Origin of the sequence: Burkholderia sp. FERM BP-3421 (assembly GCF_028657905.1) — a bacterium.
GTDB lineage: Bacteria > Pseudomonadota > Gammaproteobacteria > Burkholderiales > Burkholderiaceae > Burkholderia.
In genome coordinates this window covers 233,338-251,577 of the sequence record NZ_CP117780.1, presented here as the reverse complement: position 1 = coordinate 251,577, position 18,240 = coordinate 233,338, and the positions used below count along the sequence as shown (strand labels likewise).

At 66.8% G+C, this 18,240-nt stretch carries 12 protein-coding genes; 10 read left to right on the top strand and 2 right to left on the bottom strand.

Features of this window, described 5'->3' with window-relative positions:
* Positions 1–22: 22 nt before the first annotated feature.
* The 3 genes from Bsp3421_RS02035 (at position 23) to Bsp3421_RS02025 (ending at position 2,622) form a co-directional block, all read left to right on the top strand.
* Positions 23–628 carry a carbonic anhydrase gene (locus Bsp3421_RS02035; RefSeq protein WP_273995581.1) on the top strand — a complete coding sequence of 202 codons (606 nt, stop codon included), beginning with the start codon at positions 23–25 and terminating at the stop codon, positions 626–628.
* A 93-nt stretch (positions 629–721) separates the two neighbouring features.
* Complete coding sequence (locus Bsp3421_RS02030; RefSeq protein WP_273995578.1) at positions 722–2,275, top strand: SulP family inorganic anion transporter; 1,554 nt, start codon at positions 722–724, stop codon at positions 2,273–2,275.
* Positions 2,276–2,427: 152 nt separating this feature from the next.
* Entirely contained in the window at positions 2,428–2,622 is a 195-nt protein-coding gene (locus Bsp3421_RS02025; RefSeq protein WP_273995577.1) for a LysR substrate-binding domain-containing protein, read from the top strand.
* 105 nt (positions 2,623–2,727) lie between these two features.
* Here Bsp3421_RS02025 and Bsp3421_RS02020 read toward each other — a convergent pair whose 3' ends face one another.
* Together Bsp3421_RS02020 and Bsp3421_RS02015 are read right to left on the bottom strand one after the other, a co-directional pair.
* The gene (locus Bsp3421_RS02020; RefSeq protein ID WP_273995659.1) at positions 2,728–3,708 is read right to left on the bottom strand and encodes a hypothetical protein; all 981 of its coding nucleotides are present in this window, start codon (positions 3,706–3,708) and stop codon (positions 2,728–2,730) included.
* A gap of 237 nt (positions 3,709–3,945) precedes the next feature.
* Entirely contained in the window at positions 3,946–4,428 is a 483-nt protein-coding gene (locus tag Bsp3421_RS02015; RefSeq protein WP_273995576.1) for a hypothetical protein, read from the bottom strand.
* A 391-nt stretch (positions 4,429–4,819) separates the two neighbouring features.
* On the opposite strand from Bsp3421_RS02015, the gene Bsp3421_RS02010 reads away from it, so the two are divergent.
* From Bsp3421_RS02010 to Bsp3421_RS01980, 7 genes are all read left to right on the top strand, one after another.
* Positions 4,820–5,362 carry a fimbrial protein gene (locus Bsp3421_RS02010; RefSeq protein WP_273995574.1) on the top strand — a complete coding sequence of 181 codons (543 nt, stop codon included), beginning with the start codon at positions 4,820–4,822 and terminating at the stop codon, positions 5,360–5,362.
* A gap of 82 nt (positions 5,363–5,444) precedes the next feature.
* A complete protein-coding gene (locus tag Bsp3421_RS02005; protein ID WP_273995572.1) occupies positions 5,445–6,215 on the top strand; it encodes a fimbria/pilus periplasmic chaperone in 771 nt (256 codons plus the stop codon).
* Between the two features lie 335 nt (positions 6,216–6,550).
* Positions 6,551–8,914, top strand: coding sequence for a fimbria/pilus outer membrane usher protein (locus tag Bsp3421_RS02000; protein WP_443111417.1), 2,364 nt, complete (start codon positions 6,551–6,553; stop codon positions 8,912–8,914).
* Between the two features lie 119 nt (positions 8,915–9,033).
* Entirely contained in the window at positions 9,034–10,077 is a 1,044-nt protein-coding gene (locus Bsp3421_RS01995; protein WP_273995570.1) for a fimbrial protein, read from the top strand.
* Positions 10,078–10,080: 3 nt separating this feature from the next.
* Positions 10,081–10,230 (top strand): hypothetical protein, encoded by a 150-nt coding sequence (locus Bsp3421_RS01990; RefSeq protein WP_273995477.1) that lies wholly within the window; start codon positions 10,081–10,083, stop codon positions 10,228–10,230.
* Entirely contained in the window at positions 10,217–11,344 is a 1,128-nt protein-coding gene (locus tag Bsp3421_RS01985) for a fimbrial protein (RefSeq protein ID WP_273995569.1), read from the top strand. Before Bsp3421_RS01990 ends, Bsp3421_RS01985 begins: the two co-directional genes overlap by 14 nt.
* 557 nt (positions 11,345–11,901) lie before the next feature.
* Complete coding sequence (locus Bsp3421_RS01980) at positions 11,902–18,216, top strand: type I polyketide synthase (RefSeq protein WP_273995567.1); 6,315 nt, start codon at positions 11,902–11,904, stop codon at positions 18,214–18,216.
* Positions 18,217–18,240 lie beyond the last annotated feature (24 nt).

Here is an 18,240-nt window from a genome sequence, read left to right as displayed (position 1 = left end):
TATTGAACTGAGTGAGGATCCAATGAACTTCTCGACAAGATTGCGCTTGCAGAACATCGTCTGGGCACACGAGACGGAGCGCGTCGCGCCCCAGCTGCTCGAACGGATGAGGCAGGGCCAGAGCCCGAAGGTATTGTGGATCGGCTGTTCCGACAGCCGCGTGCCGATCGAAACGATCACCCGCTCGAATCCCGGCGAGATCTTCGTCCATCGCAATATCGCCAACCTGGTCTTGCCGAGCGACGACAACACGATGAGCGTGGTCGAATACGCGGTCCATGCGCTCGGCGTGGACGAAATCGTCGTGTGCGGGCATGACGGGTGCGGCGGCGTGCGCGCGTCGCTGTTCCCGATCCGGGACGATCTGCCGCGCGTCGCGCGACGGATTGCGCCGCTGTGCCAGCTGGCTCACGTTCACCATGAGGAACTCGACCGCCTCCCCGACGGCGATGCGCGGATCAACCGGCTCGCCGAACTCAACGTCCTGCAGCAGGTCCGGACGCTGCGGCAATCCGACATCGTGCGCAACGCGGGCCGGCCGCTGGGCATTCACGGCTGGATCTTCGATGTCGGCAGCGGCCATATCCGGGCGCTCGCGGTCGACGGCGAGCCCGCCATGGCCGCATGAACCCGACGCCTCATCCCGTCGACGCAGACAGGCGCGCGGCGCTGACCTGAGCGCGCGCCCGCGCCGCAACCCGCAATACTCATCGAATCGAATATGAATTTCGGCAATACACCGACTCATCTGCCGCGCGACGTCTTCGCGGGAACCGTGGTCTTTCTCGTGGCGCTGCCGCTGTGTCTCGGCATCGCCCATGCGTCGGGCGTGAGCCCGTTCGCGGGCCTGCTCGCCGGCATCATCGGCGGGCTGGCGGTCGCGTCGCTGAGCGGCTCGCCGCTGAGCGTGAGCGGCCCGGCGGCGGGGCTCGTCGTGATCGTCGTCGACGGCATCGCGAAGATCGGCAGCTTCGAGGCCTTCCTGACCGCGGTCATGCTGTCCGGCGCGCTGCAATGCGTGCTGGGGCGGCTGAAGGCGGGCCGCTTCGCCGCCTATGTGCCGTCGCCGGTCATCAAGGGGATGATGGCGGCGATCGGCCTGCTGCTGATCGTCAAGCAGCTGCCGATCGCGCTGGGCCTGGGCGGCTCGGGAGGCGGCCTCGCGGCGGGCGCGTCGCTCGCGACGCCGTGGGGAGCGCTGTCGACCGTCGCGCTGCTGCTCGGCGCGGCGTCGGTCGCCGTGCTGGCCGCCTGGAGCGGCCCGGCGCTGAACCGGTATCGGCTGGTGCGCGCGGTGCCCGGCCCGTTGGTGGTCGTGGTGCTGGGCATCGTCGTCGTGGCGCTGCTGGGCGAGCGCGCATCGCCGTACGCGTTGGCGGCCGACTATCGCGTCGCGCTGCCCCTGCTGGATTCGTTCGACAGCTTTCGCGCCGCATTGACCTGGCCGCGCCTCGACCAGCTGGCGAATCCCGACGTGTGGCGGCTCGCGGCGACGCTCGCGATCGTGGCGAGCCTCGAAACCCTGTTGAGCATCGAAGCGCTGGACCAGATCGATCCGCGCAGGCGCGTCACGCCGACCGACCGGGAACTGCGGGCGCAGGGCGTCGGCAACCTGCTCGCGGGCGCGCTCGGTGCGCTGCCGATCACCTCGGTCATCGTGCGCAGCTCGGTGAATGTCCATGCGGGCGGGCAGACGCGTCTGTCGGCGATACTGCACGGCGTGCTGCTGCTGCTGAGCGTGCTGCTGTTGACCGGCGTGCTCAACATGATTCCGCTCGCCTGTCTGGCGGCCGTCCTGATCGTCACCGGCGCGAAGCTCGCCAGGCCCGCGCTGTTCGTCGAGATGGCGCGCAAGGGGCCCCATCGGTTCCTGCCGTTCGTCGCGACGGTCGTGGGGGTGCTGTCGACCGACCTGCTGATCGGCATCGTGCTCGGCGTGCTGTGCAGCCTGGCGCTGTCGATGCGGCCGTACCTGCACCGCACGTTCACGCTGGTCCGGCACGAGAACTACGTGCTGCTGTCGTTCAGGAAGGACATCTCCTTTCTTGCGGTGGTCGAGCTGAAGGCGCAACTGCAGGGCATTCCGGACCACACGACGATCATCGTCGACGCCACGCGCGCGGATTTCATCGATCCGGCGGTGCGCGAGCTGATCGACGCCTTTGCCGTCGAGGGCCAGGCGCGCGGGATCACGCTCCAGTTCGACGCCGAGTATCACGCGATGCGGCGAACCCGGTTCGATGCCGGTGGTTCGGCGCGGGCATCGTCGGGCTGAGCGGGCGAGCGCCGCGCGCCCTTGGACATCGATTTGGCGCCCAGGTCAGATGTCGGATCGACCGCAGCGCGCGGCTGTCCTTGCCCTCGGCGCGAAGCCGATGCCCGATACGGCGGATCTCGGCCTCGCCGCGTTGCGGCGCTTTGGCGGGCGTGGGGGTCGCCTGCCTGCCCGAGCTTTGCTGCGCCGATGACATCCGCGGAAAGCGTCTACTGCACCTGCTCGGCGACTGGCCCTGCGCGGAAGTCCCCGTGTATGCGCGCTATCCGACGAGACGCCATCTTTCGCCCAAGGTGGCCGCCTTCGTCGATCTGCTCGCCGGGCGGTTCTGGCCGCCCGGCGGCTGAGGCGCAGTGTTCACGGCCCGGCCCGGGGGCGTGCCGCCGGGGGCGTGATTCGAGCGGGCCTTGCGCATCGAAGGACTTGCCGGGACCGGCTCGCCCCGAGCGAGCCTACTTTTCCTGCAACCAGGGAGCCGCCGTACTCCAGAAGATGATGTCGGCGCCCAGATAGTCCTGTGCGTAGTCCACGAACTCACCGCGCGTGAAGGGCTTGCGGGTCTTGGGATTGGTATAGGTCAAGGTCGGTTCCTGGACCGCCATCGCGACGAGGGCGAGCTTGCCCTTGTACTGATGGAAGAACGGGTAGGAATTTTTCATCTGGCCTTTCTTCCAGGGCACGATGTCCGGCCCGCCGAGCCCGATATCGTTCTTGCTCGCGAATGAAAACAGGCGGGACATGTATCGATGGTCGTTGTTCCACTCGCATGGCCAGAAGTTGACGTACTGGACGACGTAGGACTTGTGGAATGCCTTCCTCGCAAAGTCGAGATTTCCCAGCGTGGCGTCGAAATACTTGTCGCAGTTGAAGCCGGTCTTGTCGCGCTTCATGTCGAGATCGACGGACGTCTCCGGCAGGTTGATGCCCATCACGCGACCGTCGAACTGCTTGGCCAATGCAGCCAGCAGTTGCTGGTAGCGTTCCTGCACCGCCCCGTTCCATTGCAGCGCGACCCAGCCGTTGCCGACGGGGCGGTTTTCCCCGGGGTTGTCGTACTGCGGCGCGAGACCGCCTCGATACACCGGATCCTGCAGCAGGTAGGCCGGCACGTTCCGGGCCTGCGGTTCAAAGAAGCGATCCTGGATCTGGATGAACAGCTTCCTGTTCAAGCCGCCGAGGTAATGGAGATCCTGTTCGATCTGCGAGAAATCGTATTGCCCCTTGCTCGTCTCGATGGCCTTCCAGTTGTATACGACCTGGACGCCTTCGATCTCCGGCCGCTTGATCATCGCGTCGATCTGCCTCAGGTCGCCGGCGCTGGCATAGAGAAAATTTCGCACGGGCGCCGCGCTCGCTTGCCCGGACAGGGCGGATAGCGTGAAGCAGGCAGCGGCGATGCACCGCTTCAGCGATGCGGGTCTGGATGGCGGCATGGACATTCCTCGAGTTTTGCGGTCAGGTCTTCTGATTGCGATGGCGTCGGTTTGGTTCAGTATTGGCGGTCGGGATCGGCGACGGCGTTGCGTTTGCATCGGACGCCATGCGGAGTATGCCGCCCCGAATGTCGATGCGTCGGCTTGCCGCCGCGCGAAGATCTGCTCCGCGCCGTGGCGCATGCGTTGCTCGGATCGAGGCCCATCACGCGGGCCGTGATCGCCCACGAAGCGCGATCACCCAGCCAGGATTGAAGTGCTCACGGCGGAATTCCGGTTGATGAGCCTCTGCGCGCCCGACGTGGTGTCTTGACGGATCGTGACGGTCTTGCCGGCGGTCTGCCCCGGCAGCCTCGATCCCGGGTGGATGGCCTGCTGTATCTGTTTCCACTGGGCAAGGGTGGCGTCGTCCGGCACGCCTTCGAGCATGAGCGACCGACAGCCGGCCCGATCGACGGCAATCGCCTTCCGCACGAATGCCTGCTTCGACGAACTGATCGATTCGTAGCGGTATCGGCATGACCCGTCGGGCATCCAGGTGCCGAGCTGGATGTATTTCCGGTAGCTTTTCCAGTGGGTTGGGTCGGGGTAGTTGAAGTTCTGCACGCCCGGGCTGCCCAGGAACGATCGAATCTGACTGTCGCTGCTGATTTCCGGATCTTTCCCGGCCCAGGCATGAGTGACAAAAAACAACGCCAGCGCCGAGACGAGGTATTGCATTATTCGGTCCCCATGATCGTCAATCATTCTTCTCAGGTGTGCCGACGGCGCGGTGCGTTTGGAAGGCTGTTTCAGCCCGATGTGTGATGCGTGCGCTATTCCAGACGGTCAGACCCCGCGGCGGCGACACGCTGCCAGTCGCAGTCTTCTGCCCCTTCAATCACCCACGGCGCCGCGGATCGGCTCACTTGCTCTGCTCAGTGACAATAGTTCATTTTGTGGGGGGGTGGTCTCGCTACGATTCGTTTGTCCAAGCGCTGCCGTCTTGAAAGCAATGCATTGATCGCAATGCAAGGTTTGATTCGGGGTTGCCGCCGGATGGCGCACGACGTTATTAAATGAATACCGCGGCGTCGTATATCAATTCATATCGCATCTGAAATAAAAGACCATGCAAACCAAAATCATTCCCGCCCTGCTGCTCGTGGGCGCCGCCACCGCTTCGCAAATCGCCTCCGCCAGTGACGGCACGATCACGTTCAACGGCAGCATCACCGCGCAAACCTGCACGATCAACGGCAACGGCAGCGGCTCGAACAACTTCACGGTCACGCTGCCGCAAGTGTCGACCAGCGCGCTGCCTGCCGCTGGCAAGGTCGCCGGCGCCACGCCGTTCACTGTCGCGCTGACGGCCTGCACGCCGGCATCGGGCAATGTCCACACCTACTTCGAACCGGGCCCGACGGTCGACACCGCCACCGGCAACCTGGTCCTGACCACGGGCGGCGCGACCAACGTCGAGATCGGCCTGCTGAACAGCGATTTCTCGACGATCAAGGTCGGCGCGGCGGACGCTTCGCAAAACTCGAAGTCGGTCGCGATCAGCTCCGCCGGCGCGGCCACGCTCGCGTACTACGCGCAGTATGTCGCCACCGGCGCCGCAACGGCTGGCGCGGCAACGTCGAGCGTGACGTACTCGCTCATTTATCAGTAAATAATTAATTAGCTTTACATAATAATAAGGGATGGGGTGATTCGTATTCACTCCTCCCATTTCACACGCACTGGTTAAGACCATGAAGTTCCGTCAAGCACTACGATTTGCGATCGCCTCCGCGTGTATCGCGTGGTTCAGCCAATTGGCAACGCCCGCCGACGCTTCCGTGGTGATCGGCGGCACGCGCGTGATCTACGGCGCGAGCGAGTCCGAGGTCACGCTCAAACTGTCGAACGCAGGCCAGGCGCCGGCGCTCGTGCAGTCATGGGTCGATACAGGCGACGTGCACAGCGCGCCGTCCACGATCAAGGTTCCATTCACCGTCACACCGCCGATCGCGCGAATCGATCCGTCGAAGTCGCAGACGCTGCGAATCGTCTATACCGGCGAGCCGATGCCGCAGGATCGCGAGTCGGTGTTCTGGCTCAACGTGCTCGAAGTGCCCCCCAAGCCGAGCGCAGCCGACGCGGACATGAACCGGGTGCAGCTCGCATTCCGTTCGCGCATCAAGGTGTTCTATCGACCGGATACGCTCAGGGCTCGCCCGCGGATGCCGGCGCAGCTCACCTGGCGCCTCACGCAGGTCGACGGCAAGCCGGCCATCGAAGCGCATAACCCGACCCCGTTCCACGTGTCGCTGACCGCGATCAGCGTGCAGTTGGGCGACCGCAGCGCGGCTTTCGACGACGGCGGCATGGTCGGGCCGGGCGAGACGCGCGCCTTCCCGCTGAAGGGCGACGTTCCCGACGCGGCGGGCGCTCGCGTGCACTACACGTCACTCAATGACTATGGCGGCGCGGTCAGCGGCGAGACGCCGTTGCGATCCGGCGCTGCGGCGACGTCGCCGTGATGCACTGCTGACCATCTTCCATTGCGCGAGGCGCGGATAGCGCGCGCTCTCCTTTTCATTGCAAGACCACGCATGCCCGGACGGGCAGGGCGCGGGCTCGCTTATGCTCGGCTGTCTATCGTGATTCAACGTATATCTCGCTTGCCGCGGACCATGTACTGGCGTCCGCGCCAGAGCATGCTGCTCGTGCTGTCCGTGTTCGCGTCGATGGGCGCGATGGCAGCCATCCCGGACGCCACGCAAGTGGCGGAAGTCCAGTTCGACGACATGTTCCTGCAGCATCCTGGCGGTGCGCGGGTGGATGTGAGCCGCTTCGAAAAGAGGGGAATGCCGCGATGCCGGGTGCGTACCGCGTCGACCTCTTCGTCAACACGAACTGGATCGGTCGCGCCGGCATCACGCTGCGTCCGGTGGGCAACAATCCGAACAACGTCCAGCCCTGCTTCGATCGCGAGCTGTTGCAGCAGGTCGGGGTGGATCTCGCGAAGCTGTCGCCCGAGGCGACGCACATGCTGACGGACAGCAGCCAGGCCTGCCTGATGATCGGCATGCTGGTGCCGGACGCCGTCGCCACCTTCGACAACGGCGAGCAGCGGCTCGACGTCAGTGTCCCGCAGGCCGCGCTGAGCCGCGATGCGCGCGGCTACGTGGACCCGCGCTACTGGGACGAGGGCGTGCCGGCCGCGCTGCTGTCGTACAACGGCAATATCTATCGCGCCGAGAACCAGGGCACGTCGTCGACCCAGGCCTACCTGGGCCTGACCGCCGGCTTCAACGTCGGGCCCTGGCGCTTCCGCCACAACGGCAACTACACCTACGATACGCACGGCGGTTCGCACTACCAGAGCGTGCAGACCAGCCTGCAGCGCTCGATCGCGTCTCTGAAGGCGCAACTGGTGATCGGCGACGCGTTCACCGACGGCACGATGTTCGACAGCGTGGGTTTTCGCGGCGTGCAGCTCTCGAGCGACGAGCGCATGTATCCGGAATCGCAGCGCGGATATGCGCCGACCATCCACGGCATCGCCAACAGCAACGCGCTCGTGCAGGTGCGCCAGAACGGCAACATCATCTACAGCACCAACGTCGCGACCGGTCCGTTCGTGATCGACGATCTCTATCCGACCGGTTATGGCGGCGACCTCGATGTCGTCGTGACCGAGGCCGACGGCAGCATCCACACCTTCAAGGTGCCGTATGCGTCGGCCGTCAATTCGCTGCGCCCCGGCGTCACGCACTTCAGCGTGACGGGCGGCCAGTACCGCAACGCGCTGTTCTCGGGCAAGCCGGCGTTGTTCCAGGCGACGGTGCAGCACGGTTTCACCAACCTGCTCACCGGCTACGGCGGCGTGACGGCCGCGCCCGGCTACGTGGCCGGCCTGGTCGGCGCTGCGCTCAATACCGAGCTGGGCGCGTTCGCGGTCGACATCACGCAGGCCAACACCGATGTACCCGGCACGGGCACGCGTCACGGTCAGAGCGTGAAGGTCTCGTACAGCAAGCTGATCAGTCCGACGAGCACGAATATTGCCGTGGCGGCCTATCGCTATTCGAGCAGCGGCTACCTCGGCCTGCAGGATGCGATGCAGCTGCGCGGTCAGCTGACGGGCGGCGTCAACAATTTGCTGTCGGGCGGCGTGCGTCGCGGCCAGTTCCAGGTCACGCTGAACCAGAGCCTGCCGGAAGGATGGGGTTCGTTCTACCTGTCGGGCTCGACCGTCAACTACTGGAATCGCGCCGGCAACGACACCCAATTCCAGGCCGGCTACAACAATAATTTCCGGCGCATCAACTACGGCGTGTCGGCGTCTCGTCAATTCGACGTGACGCAGAATCGCTGGGACAACCGCTTCATGCTGAACCTGTCGATCCCGCTGAACCTCGGCTCGCACACGGTGTATGCGTCGACCAGCCTGCAGCACGACTCCAACGGTTCGACGCTGGTCCAGCAATCGATGACGGGCTCGCTCGGCGTCGACAACGCGCTCAGCTACGGCGTGAACGTCGGCCACACCAGCGGCGGCGCGCAGACGACCACCAACGTGGGCGGCAACCTGTCCTACCTGTCGCCGTATGCGACCTTCATGGGCAATGCCTCGAAGGGCACCGGATTCACGCAGTACGGCGGCGGCATCTCGGGCGGCATGGTGGCGTACGCCGGCGGCGTGGCCTTCACGCCGACGATGGGCGACACGGTGGCGATCATCGAGGCCAAGGACGCGGGCGGGGCGCGCGTGACGTCCGGCAGCGGCCTGCGCATCGATCCGTTCGGCCATGCGCTGGTGTCGTATCTGACGCCGTTCTCGACCAACGAGGTGGAGATCGATCCGAAGGGCGTGCCGATGAGCGTCGAGCTGAAGTCGAGCGCCCAGCACGTGGCGCCGACCGCGGGCGCGGTGGTGCGCCTGAAGTTCGAGACCGAGGGCGGCGGGCGCGCGGTGATCCTGCGCGCGCGCATGGCCGGTGGCGAGCCGGTTCCGTTCGGCGCGGAAGTGAGCGATGCGGCGGGGCAGAACGTCGGCACGGTGGCGCAGGAAGGCCGCGTCGTGCTGCGCGGCGTGAAGACCGATACCGGCACCCTGCAGGTGAAGTGGGGCGATACGGCCGGCGAGGCGTGCTCGCTGACATACACGCTGCCGATGGCCGACAAGTCGAGCAAGCAGCGCTGGACGGATGCGGAGGCGGTATGCACCCAATAAGCGGAGCCGGTGCGTCGGACACGGGGACGAGCGCGCAACGGAATGAGCAGTCGGCCGCGGCGCGCCGGCAGGCGAAAACGGCGCGAGGGTTTGGCCGCCTGGCATTCTGGCTGTTGACGATGGCCGTGCTGATGCTCGGCTTGGGGGCGCGCACGGTATTCGCCCAGACGATCAATTGCTCGGGAACGGCGCAGACGGTGACGATCCCGATGGCGACTTCCGTGACGGTGCCGCGCGACGCCGCGGTCGGCACGGTGCTGACCGCGTGGGCCAGTACCCCGGCCACCAGCAACTATTACTCTTGCTCGGTATCGGGTGTTGTGGTCGCAGGTATGCTCTTCAACCCGATGTCGATGACCAAGTCCGGCATGACCGTGCCCGGGCCGAATGGCGGGACTTATACCGTCTGGAATACGAATGTGCCTGGCGTTGGCATTGCGATCGGCACGCGTACCTACGCGAACGGTTGTGCATGGCAGCCATGGCAGGATCTCGGAACGCCAAGTTCGTCGTATCCCTCTCCTTGGATGGGGATCGTTTGCAACACAACCGGTGCTACTTACACGGTCACCAACGGTGGCCAGGCCCAGGCGGCGCTGGTCAAGACCGGTCCCATCACGCCGGGCACAGTGACGGGCAACGCGCTGTTCGTGGGGGCGTCAGCGACGAAGACCAGCGGGAGTGCGTTTACGATCGCTACCTCGAATCAAGTGTCGTTTTCGCTGTCCTCGACCACCGTCACCGTGGCGGCGTGCATCACGCCGAACGTGACGGTCACCATGGGTTCGTACATGCAGTCGGCCTTCAAGGGCATCGGCTCGATCAGCACGCCGGCCAAGGCATTCAACGTGGCGGTCAATGCCTGTCCGACGGGGCTGAACTCGATCCAGTATCAGTTCATTCCGGTCAATGCCGTGCTCGACGCCACGAATGGGGTGCTGGCGCTGTCGAGCGGTTCGACGGCCACTGGCATCGGTTTGCAACTGAAGGACGGCAGCGGCAATCCGCTGAAATACAACACGCAGTACACACTGACGAGCTACAGCAAGACGACGGGCGGTTCCTACACGATCCCGCTCACGGCCGCGTACTACCAGACGGCTGCCAGCGTGACGCCCGGCAGTGCGAATGCGGTGTTGACCTTCACCATGACGTATCAGTAAGTCATGGTGGCGACCGTCGAGGCGAGGGATGCTGCCGGGCGCATGACGCCCGGTCGTGGTCTGCGCATCGATGCATTCGGTCATGCGGGGGCGTCGGATTCGACATCGTTCGCGCCCTCCGAAAAGCCTGGGAAAGATTATGAAATGGAATGAGAAGCCGGCCGCGATACGCAGGCAGGCGAAATCGGCGCGTGGCCTGGCGTTCTGGCTGCTCGCGCTGGCGGTGTTGATGCTGGGCTTCGGTTCGCGTGCGACCTTCGCCCAGAGCGTCAGTTGCACGGGCACGGCGCAGACGGTGACGCTCTCGATGCCGACTTCGGTGACGGTTCCGCGCGACGCCGCGGTCGGAACGGTGCTGACCTCCTGGATCACCACCGCACAGGTCAACAATTTCTACAAATGCACGGTGTCGGGATCGGCCGCCTCGGGCATGGCTTTCGAACCGCTGTCGCTGACCAAAGCGGGCATGACCGTAGCCGGACCGAGCGGTGGCACCTATACGGTCTGGAATACCAATGTGCCCGGTGTCGGGGTTGCGATTGGCGTGAGTGCTTTCGCGAACGGGTGTGGCTGGTACACGTCATGGCTGGATCTCGGTACACCGGCGTCTTATTTTCCCAGCCCGTGGACGGGCGGTGCCTGTAACCAAAACGGTTCGAGCGGGACGGTCACCAATGGTGGCCAGGCCCGGGCGGCGCTGGTCAAGACTGGGCCCATCACGGCGGGGACGGTGACGGGCGGCGTACTGTTCGAGGGGGCATCCGTGACGGCGTCAAACGTCAACAGTCAGTATACGGTTGGCACCGCGAACCACGTGTCGTATTCGTTGACCCAGACTGCCGTCACCGTGGCGGCGTGCACCACGCCGAACGTGACGGTCACCATGGGTTCGTACATGCAGTCGGCCTTCAAGGGCATCGGCTCGACCAGCACGCCGGCCAAGGCATTCAACGTGGCGGTCAATGCCTGCCCGACGGGGCTGAACTCGATCCAGTATCAGTTCATTCCGGTCAATGCCGTGCTCGACGCCACGAATGGGGTGCTGGCGCTGTCGAGCGGTTCGACGGCCACCGGCATCGGTTTGCAACTGAAGGACGGCAGCGGCAATCCGCTGAAATACAACACGCAATACACACTGACGAGCTACAGCAAGACGACGGGCGGCTCCTACACGATCCCGCTCACGGCCGCGTACTACCAGACGGCCGCCAGCGTGACGGCCGGCAGCGCGAACGCGGTGCTGACCTTCACCATGACGTATCAGTAAGCCATGCATGGCGTTTTTTTGACGATTTTGTAATGCAACGGCGGTGAGACGTTTTACGCGTCGACGGGCCCGCGTCATCATCAATTCGTAGTCGCTCGCTACGCAATTCACCGCGCATTTCCTCGGTACGGCCCCGGTCATTTCTTGAAGCAGGCTCCTGCAGGATGATCGGGGACGGCATGCGGTTTCTTCAGCCGTTCATGCTCATTCCGCCATCGCTTGAGTTCGCGTATCTGATCCCGTCGCATTCAAGCGCATTGCTTCCTCCCCCGACGGAACGCCTGCCTCCGACATGCCGCCTGCGCGCATCGCGCAGGCCCGCGCCATCTCAAAATCCACCTGCGTCGCGCCTTCGTGATCCCCTCGATCGGCGACGTTTCCGTTTCGTAACAAGCAAGCCGATTCAGGATCGGGTTTACAGATAAACAGGCAATCCGAGTTGATCAGGATTGCTAAAGCGAGTCAGTCATGTAGCGAACAGTAGAGGAAACAATCCATGTGATTTACTCACATCCTGTTACGTCTGCTTGAACTCATATTATTTTGGATGACGAATAATGAAAGAAATCGCGGTGGTGGGGATGGCCTGTCGGCTTCCAGGGGGAATTGACGATCTCGACGGCCTGCTGGCCGCGCTGCGCGCGCGCCGGGTGACCGCTGGGCCCGTCCCGTCGGACCGTTGGGACGCCGCGCGCTATTACGCGGCCGACGAGAGCGCGAAGGGCAAGGCCTACGTCGACAAGGGGAACTTCCTGAGCCAGGACGTCCGGTCGATGGATGCGGAGTTCTTCGATCTGCCGCCGCGCGTCGCGGAGAATCTCGATCCTCAGCAGCGGCTCCTGCTCGAACTGATCTGGGAAGCGTTCGAGAACGCCGGGCTCGACCTGCCCGCGCATGCCGGCAAGAAGGTGGGGGTCTATGTCGGCGGCTTCATGCTCGACCACATGATCACGCTGATGCAGGTGACGAACCGCACCCGCCACAACGCCAATACCGCGGCGGGCATGATGATGACGATGCTCGCCAACCGCCTGTCGCATGCGTTCGACCTGCGCGGGCCGAGCCTGTCGATCGACACCGCCTGTTCGTCGTCGCTGGTCGCGTTCAGCTACGCCTGTCGCGACATCTGGTCCGGCGAATGCGACATGGCGGTCGTCGGCGGCGCGAACATCATGACGCGCCCCGAGTATCCGATCGGCATGTGCAAGGGGCAATTCCTGTCGCGCGACGGACAATGCAAATCGTTCGACGCCCGCGGCGACGGCTACGGCCGCGGCGAAGGCGGCGGCATCGTGGTGCTCAAGACGCTCGAGCGCGCATTGGCCGACGGCGACACGATCCTTGCGACCGTCGCGGGCGCGGGCGTGAATTCCGACGGCCGCACGCCCGGCATCTCGATGCCGAGCAGCGAGGCGCAGAGCCTGTTGATCCGGGACGTCTGCGAGCGGTTCGACATCGACCCGGCGCAGGTGCGCTATGTCGAGTGCCATGGGACCGGCACGGCGGTCGGCGATCCGATCGAGGCGACCGCGATCGGATCGGTCTACGGCGCGAACCGGCAGGGCGACGCGCGCGTCGTGCTCGGCTCGATCAAGAGCAACATCGGCCATCTGGAAGCGGGCGCGGGCATCGCCGGCGTGATCAAGGCGGTGCTGACGCTGATGCATCGCGAGGCGTTCCCGCTCGGCAATCTGCAGACGCCGCATCCGGGCATCCCGTTCGAGGAGATCGGTGTGCGGCTCGCCGATGCGCCGATCCCGCTCGCCGTGCCCGACGAACCCTTCCTCGTCGCCGTCAATTCGTTCGGCTACGGCGGCACCAACGCGCACGTGGTGCTGCGCTCGGCGCCGCCCGCCGCGTCCGCGCCGGCCAGGGCGCCGACGCGCCCCGCCGGCTTTCCGCTCTATCTGCCGCTGTCGGCGCGCAGCGGCCCGGCGCTCAAGGCGCTGGCCCGCCGCTACGACGCGCAGCTGGCGACGCCCGATGCGGACCTCACGGATCTGCTGCACTCGGCGGCGTTCAAGCGCGCGCCGCTCACGCACCGCGCCGTCGTGACGGGCGCCGATCGCGCGCAGCTGCGGCGCGGGCTCGACGCGCTCGCGCAGGGCGAGCTCTCCGAGCAGGTTGTGTCCGGCCAGCAGGCCGCGCTCGGCCGCACCGACCCGGTCTGGGTGTTCACCGGAATGGGGCCGCAATGGTGGGCGATGGGCCAGGAGCTGTATCGCGACGAGCCGCTGTATCGGGCGGCGGTGGATGAGGCGGACCTCATCTTCCAGCGCATCGCGGGTTTCTCCATCGTCGCCGAGATGCTGAAGAGCGAGGCCGAATCGCAAATCACGCGCACTGCCTACGCGCAGCCCGCGAACTTCATGATCCAGTGGGGGCTCGCCGCGCTGCTTGGCGCCGCGGGCGTCCGGCCGGGCGCGGTGGTGGGCCACAGCGTGGGCGAGGTCACCGCGGCCTGCGTGAGCGGCGCGCTGAGCCTGGAGGATGCGCTGCGCGTGAGCTACGAGCGCAGCCGCCTGCAGGCGCTGACGGCCGGCAGCGGCAGCATGCTGGCCGTCGGGCTCGGCGCGCGCGAGATGGAGGCATGGCTCGCGCCGTTCGTCGGGCGCGTCGAGATCGCGGCCGTCAACGGCCCGAACACGCTGACGCTGTCGGGCGAGACGGCGGCGATCGAGGCGCTCGCGGATGCGTTGAGCGCGCAGGAGGTGTTCAACCGCGTGCTGGCCGTCGAGGTGCCGTATCACAGCTACCTGATGGATCCGATCCTCGACGAGCTGAGCGCGTCGCTGCGGCCCATCGTGGCCCGCGAGCCCGCGCTGCCGCTGGTCTCGACCGTGACCGGCCGGCGCGCGACCGGGCCGTCGTTCGGCGCCGACTACTGGCCGCTGAACGTGCGCCGGCCGGTCGCCTTTCTCGGCGCGATCCAGTCGCTGCTCGACGACGGCTTCGTCACGTTCGTCGAGGTCGGCCCGCACCCCGTGCTGTCGAGCGCGCTGCGCGACTGCGCGAAACAGCATGCGAAGGACATCCGCGTGGTCGAGACCCTGCGGCGCAACGAGCCCGAGCGCGCACGCGTGCATCGCGCGGTGGCGCAGGTGTTCGCGAGCGGCTGCGCGATCGACTGGACCCCGCTCAACGGCGCGGGCCGCTGCACGGCGCTGCCGACCTACCCGTGGCAGCGCGAGCGCACCTGGCTCGAAACCGAGCGCGCGGTGTACCAGCGCGTGAGCCCGACCGACCTGCCGCTGCTCGGCTGCGAGCAGCATCCGGCCACCGACATCTGGGTCAACGATCTCGAACACCAGGCGCTGGCCTTCCTCAAGGAGCATGTGATTTCCGGCGTGCCGATCATGCCGGCGGCCGGGTACGTGGAGACCTTGCTCGAAGTCGCGGCGGTCGTGCATCCCGACGCGCCGGGCTGGCGCATCAGCGACGTGGAGATCCGCGCGCCGCTCGTGATCTCGAACGACCGCGCGGTCGACTATGTGTCCCGCTATGCGCGCGACACGGGGCACGTGTCGATCCGCAGCGTCGAGAGCGGCAAGATCGGGGAGGGCCAGTTGCATCTGACGGGCCAGGTGGGCGCATTGCAGACGGCCGAGACCCGGCGCATCGATCTGGCCTCGCTGAAGGCGTCGCTCGGCGCGGAGCAGCCACCCGAGGCGTTCTATCTCGGGCTGTCGCGTCTGGGCCTGCAGTACGGGCCGAGTTTCCGGGCCGTGCGCGCGCTGTACGCGGGCGGCGCCGGCGGACGCGTGCTGGCGCGGATCGAATGCCCCGATGAACTGTCGGGCGCGGGTTACCGCGCGCAGCCGGCGATGCTCGACGCGTGCTTCCAGGTGCTGGTCGGCCTGCTCGACGGCAATGACGTCACGTATCTGCCGACGGGCTTCAAGGAATTGCGGCTGCTCGTGCCGGCGCTGCCCGCCCGCTACTGGTGCGAGGCGGTGCAGGTGCGCTCCGGGCCGACCCACGTCGACGCCGACCTGACGCTCTGCGACGACGCCGGCGCGGTGCTCGCCGTGATTCGCGGGATGCGCGTGACCGCTTCGTCGACGAAGCTCGCGCGCACCGACGCGTTCGGCGATCCGGTGAAGCTGCAGATGGCGCGCTACGAATGGGCGGACGCCGGCAACCTGTCCGAGCCCAAGCGGCTCGGACACTGGCTGGTCGTCGAGGACGAGGCGAGCCGGGTGCTGGCCGACCAGCTCGCGTCGGGCCTGGAGGGCTTCGGCGCGCGGGTCTGCGCGCGGCTGTGCGCCGGGACCGCGCCCGGCATCCAGGACGAGCGCACCGTCGTGCGCGTCGACGCGGCGGGCGACATCGAGCACGCGCTCGCCACCGTCGGTTCGATGGACGGCGTGGTGTTCGTGCACGGCGGACACGCGACGCTCGAAGGCGACGATCCGACGGGCACCCGGGCGCTGCTGTTCATGCTCGCCGTGACGCGTCAGCTGGCGGGCCTGCCGGCGGCGCAGCGGCCGCGCGCCTACGTGGTGACCCGCGACGCGTTCCGGGTGACCGAAAGCGATCCGCCGGTGCAGCCCGCGCAGACCGCGTTGAATGGCTTCGCCCGCGTCGCCTTCAACGAGATCGACGGGATGCGTTTCGGCACGCTCGACCTGCCCGCGCTCGCCACCGACGGCGACGTCCGCGCGGCCGTGCTGGAACTGGTGTGCGATGCGGCCGAGGACGAGGTGGCGATCCGTCGTGGCCGCCGCTTCGCGAGCCGTCTCGAAGTGAATCCGTGGCTCGCCGAGCCGCTGGTCGAAGCGTTGCCGCTGGGCGGCGAGCGCGCGGTGTGCGTGCGCAGTGCCGAGGAGCAGGACGGCAGCCCCGGCAGCGTCAAGCTGATCGAGGTGCCGCGCGAGCCGTTGCGCGCCGGCGAGATCGAATTGAAGGTCGCGCGCGTCGCGTTGACGATGGCCGGGCTGCGCACTTCGAACGGTCAGACGCTGGACCAGGATCACGTGGAAGTGATCGGCACGGTGTCGGGCGTGGGCGCCTCGGTGACCGACCTGCGGGTCGGACAGCGCGTCTACGGCCTCGCGCCCGCCGAGTTCGCCAGCCATCTGCGCGGGCCGCGCTCGGCGTTCCATGTGATCGAACTGCCGGCCGGCGTCGACGAGGCGAGACTGCTGTTCGTCGCGGTACGCGAAGCGATCGCGGCGCGTCTCGTCGAACAGGCCGATCTCGATGCCGATGCGCACGTGCTGGTCGAAGCCGACGCGCTGGGCCTGGCGGTCGACGCGGCGCTGCGCCGGCGCAGCATCCGCACGACGCTGCTGGCCGCGCCGGGCGCGGCCGCGCAGGCGCCTGGTCAGACGCGGGTGCCGGCCTCGCACGCGGCGCTGGAAGCGGCCGTGCTCGACGGCACCGGCGGACGCGGCTTCGACGCCGTCGTCGGGCCGATGGCCGCGTGGGGCGACCGGTTCGGCTGGCGCGCGCTCGCGACGGGCGGCGTGCTGATCGACACCGAGCCGTCCACGCGTCCGTTCACGGTGCCGCACGCGGCGGCGTCGATCGTGCGGGCGGATCTGTCGGTGCTGACGCAGCGCGCCGAGCGCTTCGCGGCGGCGCTGCGTTGGGCGGTGTCGCATGTCGCCGCCGGCGGCTGCCCGCCGAGCGACAGTCTGTCGGTGTCGATCACCGACCTGGCGACCCGCAAGCTCGCACTGCCCGATGCGGACATTCCGCTGATCGTGGAATTCGACGACGCCGCCGAGGCGCTCCAGGTCCAGGTGCTGCAAACGGCGAGCTTCAAGCCCGATGCGAGCTATCTGGTTACCGGCGGCTTCGGCGGGTTCGGCCAGAAGACGGCGCGCTGGCTGGTCGAGCGGGGCGCGCGGCATGTCGTGCTGGTCGGGCGCACCGGTGCGGATACGCCCGAGCGCGGCGCGTTCGTCGCGGATCTGCGTTCGCGCGGCGCCACAGTGCTGTGCATGAGCGCCGATCTCGCCGACGAGGCCGAGGTGCGCGCCCTGTTCGCGACGCTCGCCGAGGCGGCGCCGCCGTTGCGCGGCGTGTTCCATTCGGCGGCGGTGATCATCGACGAGCCGATCGTCGATCTCGCGCCCGAACACCTGCTGCAGGTGATGCGCAGCAAGGCGGAAAGCGCACGTCTGCTGCACGTGGCGACGCGCGCGATGCCGCTCGATCACTTCGTGATGTATTCGTCGATCGCGAACCTGGTCGGCAACAGCCGCCAGGCGAGCTACGTCAGCGCGAACGGCTTCCTCGACGGGCTCGCGTGGCACCGTCGGGCGCTCGGGCTGCCGGCGACCAGCATCAACTGGGGGGCGATCGCCGACGTCGGCGTGGTCACGCGCGACGAAAAGCTCGAACAGTTCATGCGCTACATGGGGCTGCGCGGCATGGAGTCGGCGGAGGCGCTCGACTGGCTCGAACGCGCGATGCGGCGCGGCGTCACGCAGCTCGGCATCACGTTGATCACGAGTTGGGCGGACTGGGGGCGCTACGAGACCCGGGCGGGCGAATCGTCGCGCTACGCCGACCTGATCGCGGCCGACGCACAGGCGAACGCCGACGCCGGCGATCGCCTGCGCGTCGAGCTGGCGGCGCTGCCGGCGGGCGATCGCTTCACGGTGCTGGCGAGCCTGATCGCGTCGCTGATCGCCGACGAACTGGAGACGGCGGCGGATGCGATTCCGGTCGACCGGCCGATCCTCGATCTCGGCGTCGATTCGTTGATGGCGACCGAGATCCAGTCGCTGCTGCGTCGCGACCTCGGCATCGGCGTGTCGGTGCTCGAGATTCTCGATGACCTGACCATCCGCGCGATCGCGGACAAGACCCTCGGCCACCTCGGGCTCGGCGAAGCAGCCGCGCAGAGCGAAGCCGCCTGAACCCGACCCGCACGCGTCCAACGA

Excerpts from the sequence above, each read along its gene's own strand:
- Bsp3421_RS02030 (WP_273995578.1), top strand. The coding sequence starts at position 722 with ATGAATTTCGGCAATACACCGACTCATCTGCCGCGCGACGTCTTCGCG.
- Bsp3421_RS02000 (WP_443111417.1), top strand. The coding sequence starts at position 6,551 with ATGCCGGGTGCGTACCGCGTCGACCTCTTCGTCAACACGAACTGGATC.
- Bsp3421_RS01980 (WP_273995567.1), top strand. The coding sequence starts at position 11,902 with ATGAAAGAAATCGCGGTGGTGGGGATGGCCTGTCGGCTTCCAGGGGGA.
- Bsp3421_RS02005 (WP_273995572.1), top strand. The coding sequence starts at position 5,445 with ATGAAGTTCCGTCAAGCACTACGATTTGCGATCGCCTCCGCGTGTATC.
- Bsp3421_RS02015 (WP_273995576.1), bottom strand. The coding sequence starts at position 4,428 with ATGCAATACCTCGTCTCGGCGCTGGCGTTGTTTTTTGTCACTCATGCC.
- Bsp3421_RS01985 (WP_273995569.1), top strand. The coding sequence starts at position 10,217 with ATGAAATGGAATGAGAAGCCGGCCGCGATACGCAGGCAGGCGAAATCG.
- Bsp3421_RS01995 (WP_273995570.1), top strand. The coding sequence starts at position 9,034 with ATGGCCGTGCTGATGCTCGGCTTGGGGGCGCGCACGGTATTCGCCCAG.
- Bsp3421_RS02010 (WP_273995574.1), top strand. The coding sequence starts at position 4,820 with ATGCAAACCAAAATCATTCCCGCCCTGCTGCTCGTGGGCGCCGCCACC.
- Bsp3421_RS01990 (WP_273995477.1), top strand. The coding sequence starts at position 10,081 with ATGGTGGCGACCGTCGAGGCGAGGGATGCTGCCGGGCGCATGACGCCC.
- Bsp3421_RS02035 (WP_273995581.1), top strand. The coding sequence starts at position 23 with ATGAACTTCTCGACAAGATTGCGCTTGCAGAACATCGTCTGGGCACAC.
- Bsp3421_RS02020 (WP_273995659.1), bottom strand. The coding sequence starts at position 3,708 with ATGCCGCCATCCAGACCCGCATCGCTGAAGCGGTGCATCGCCGCTGCC.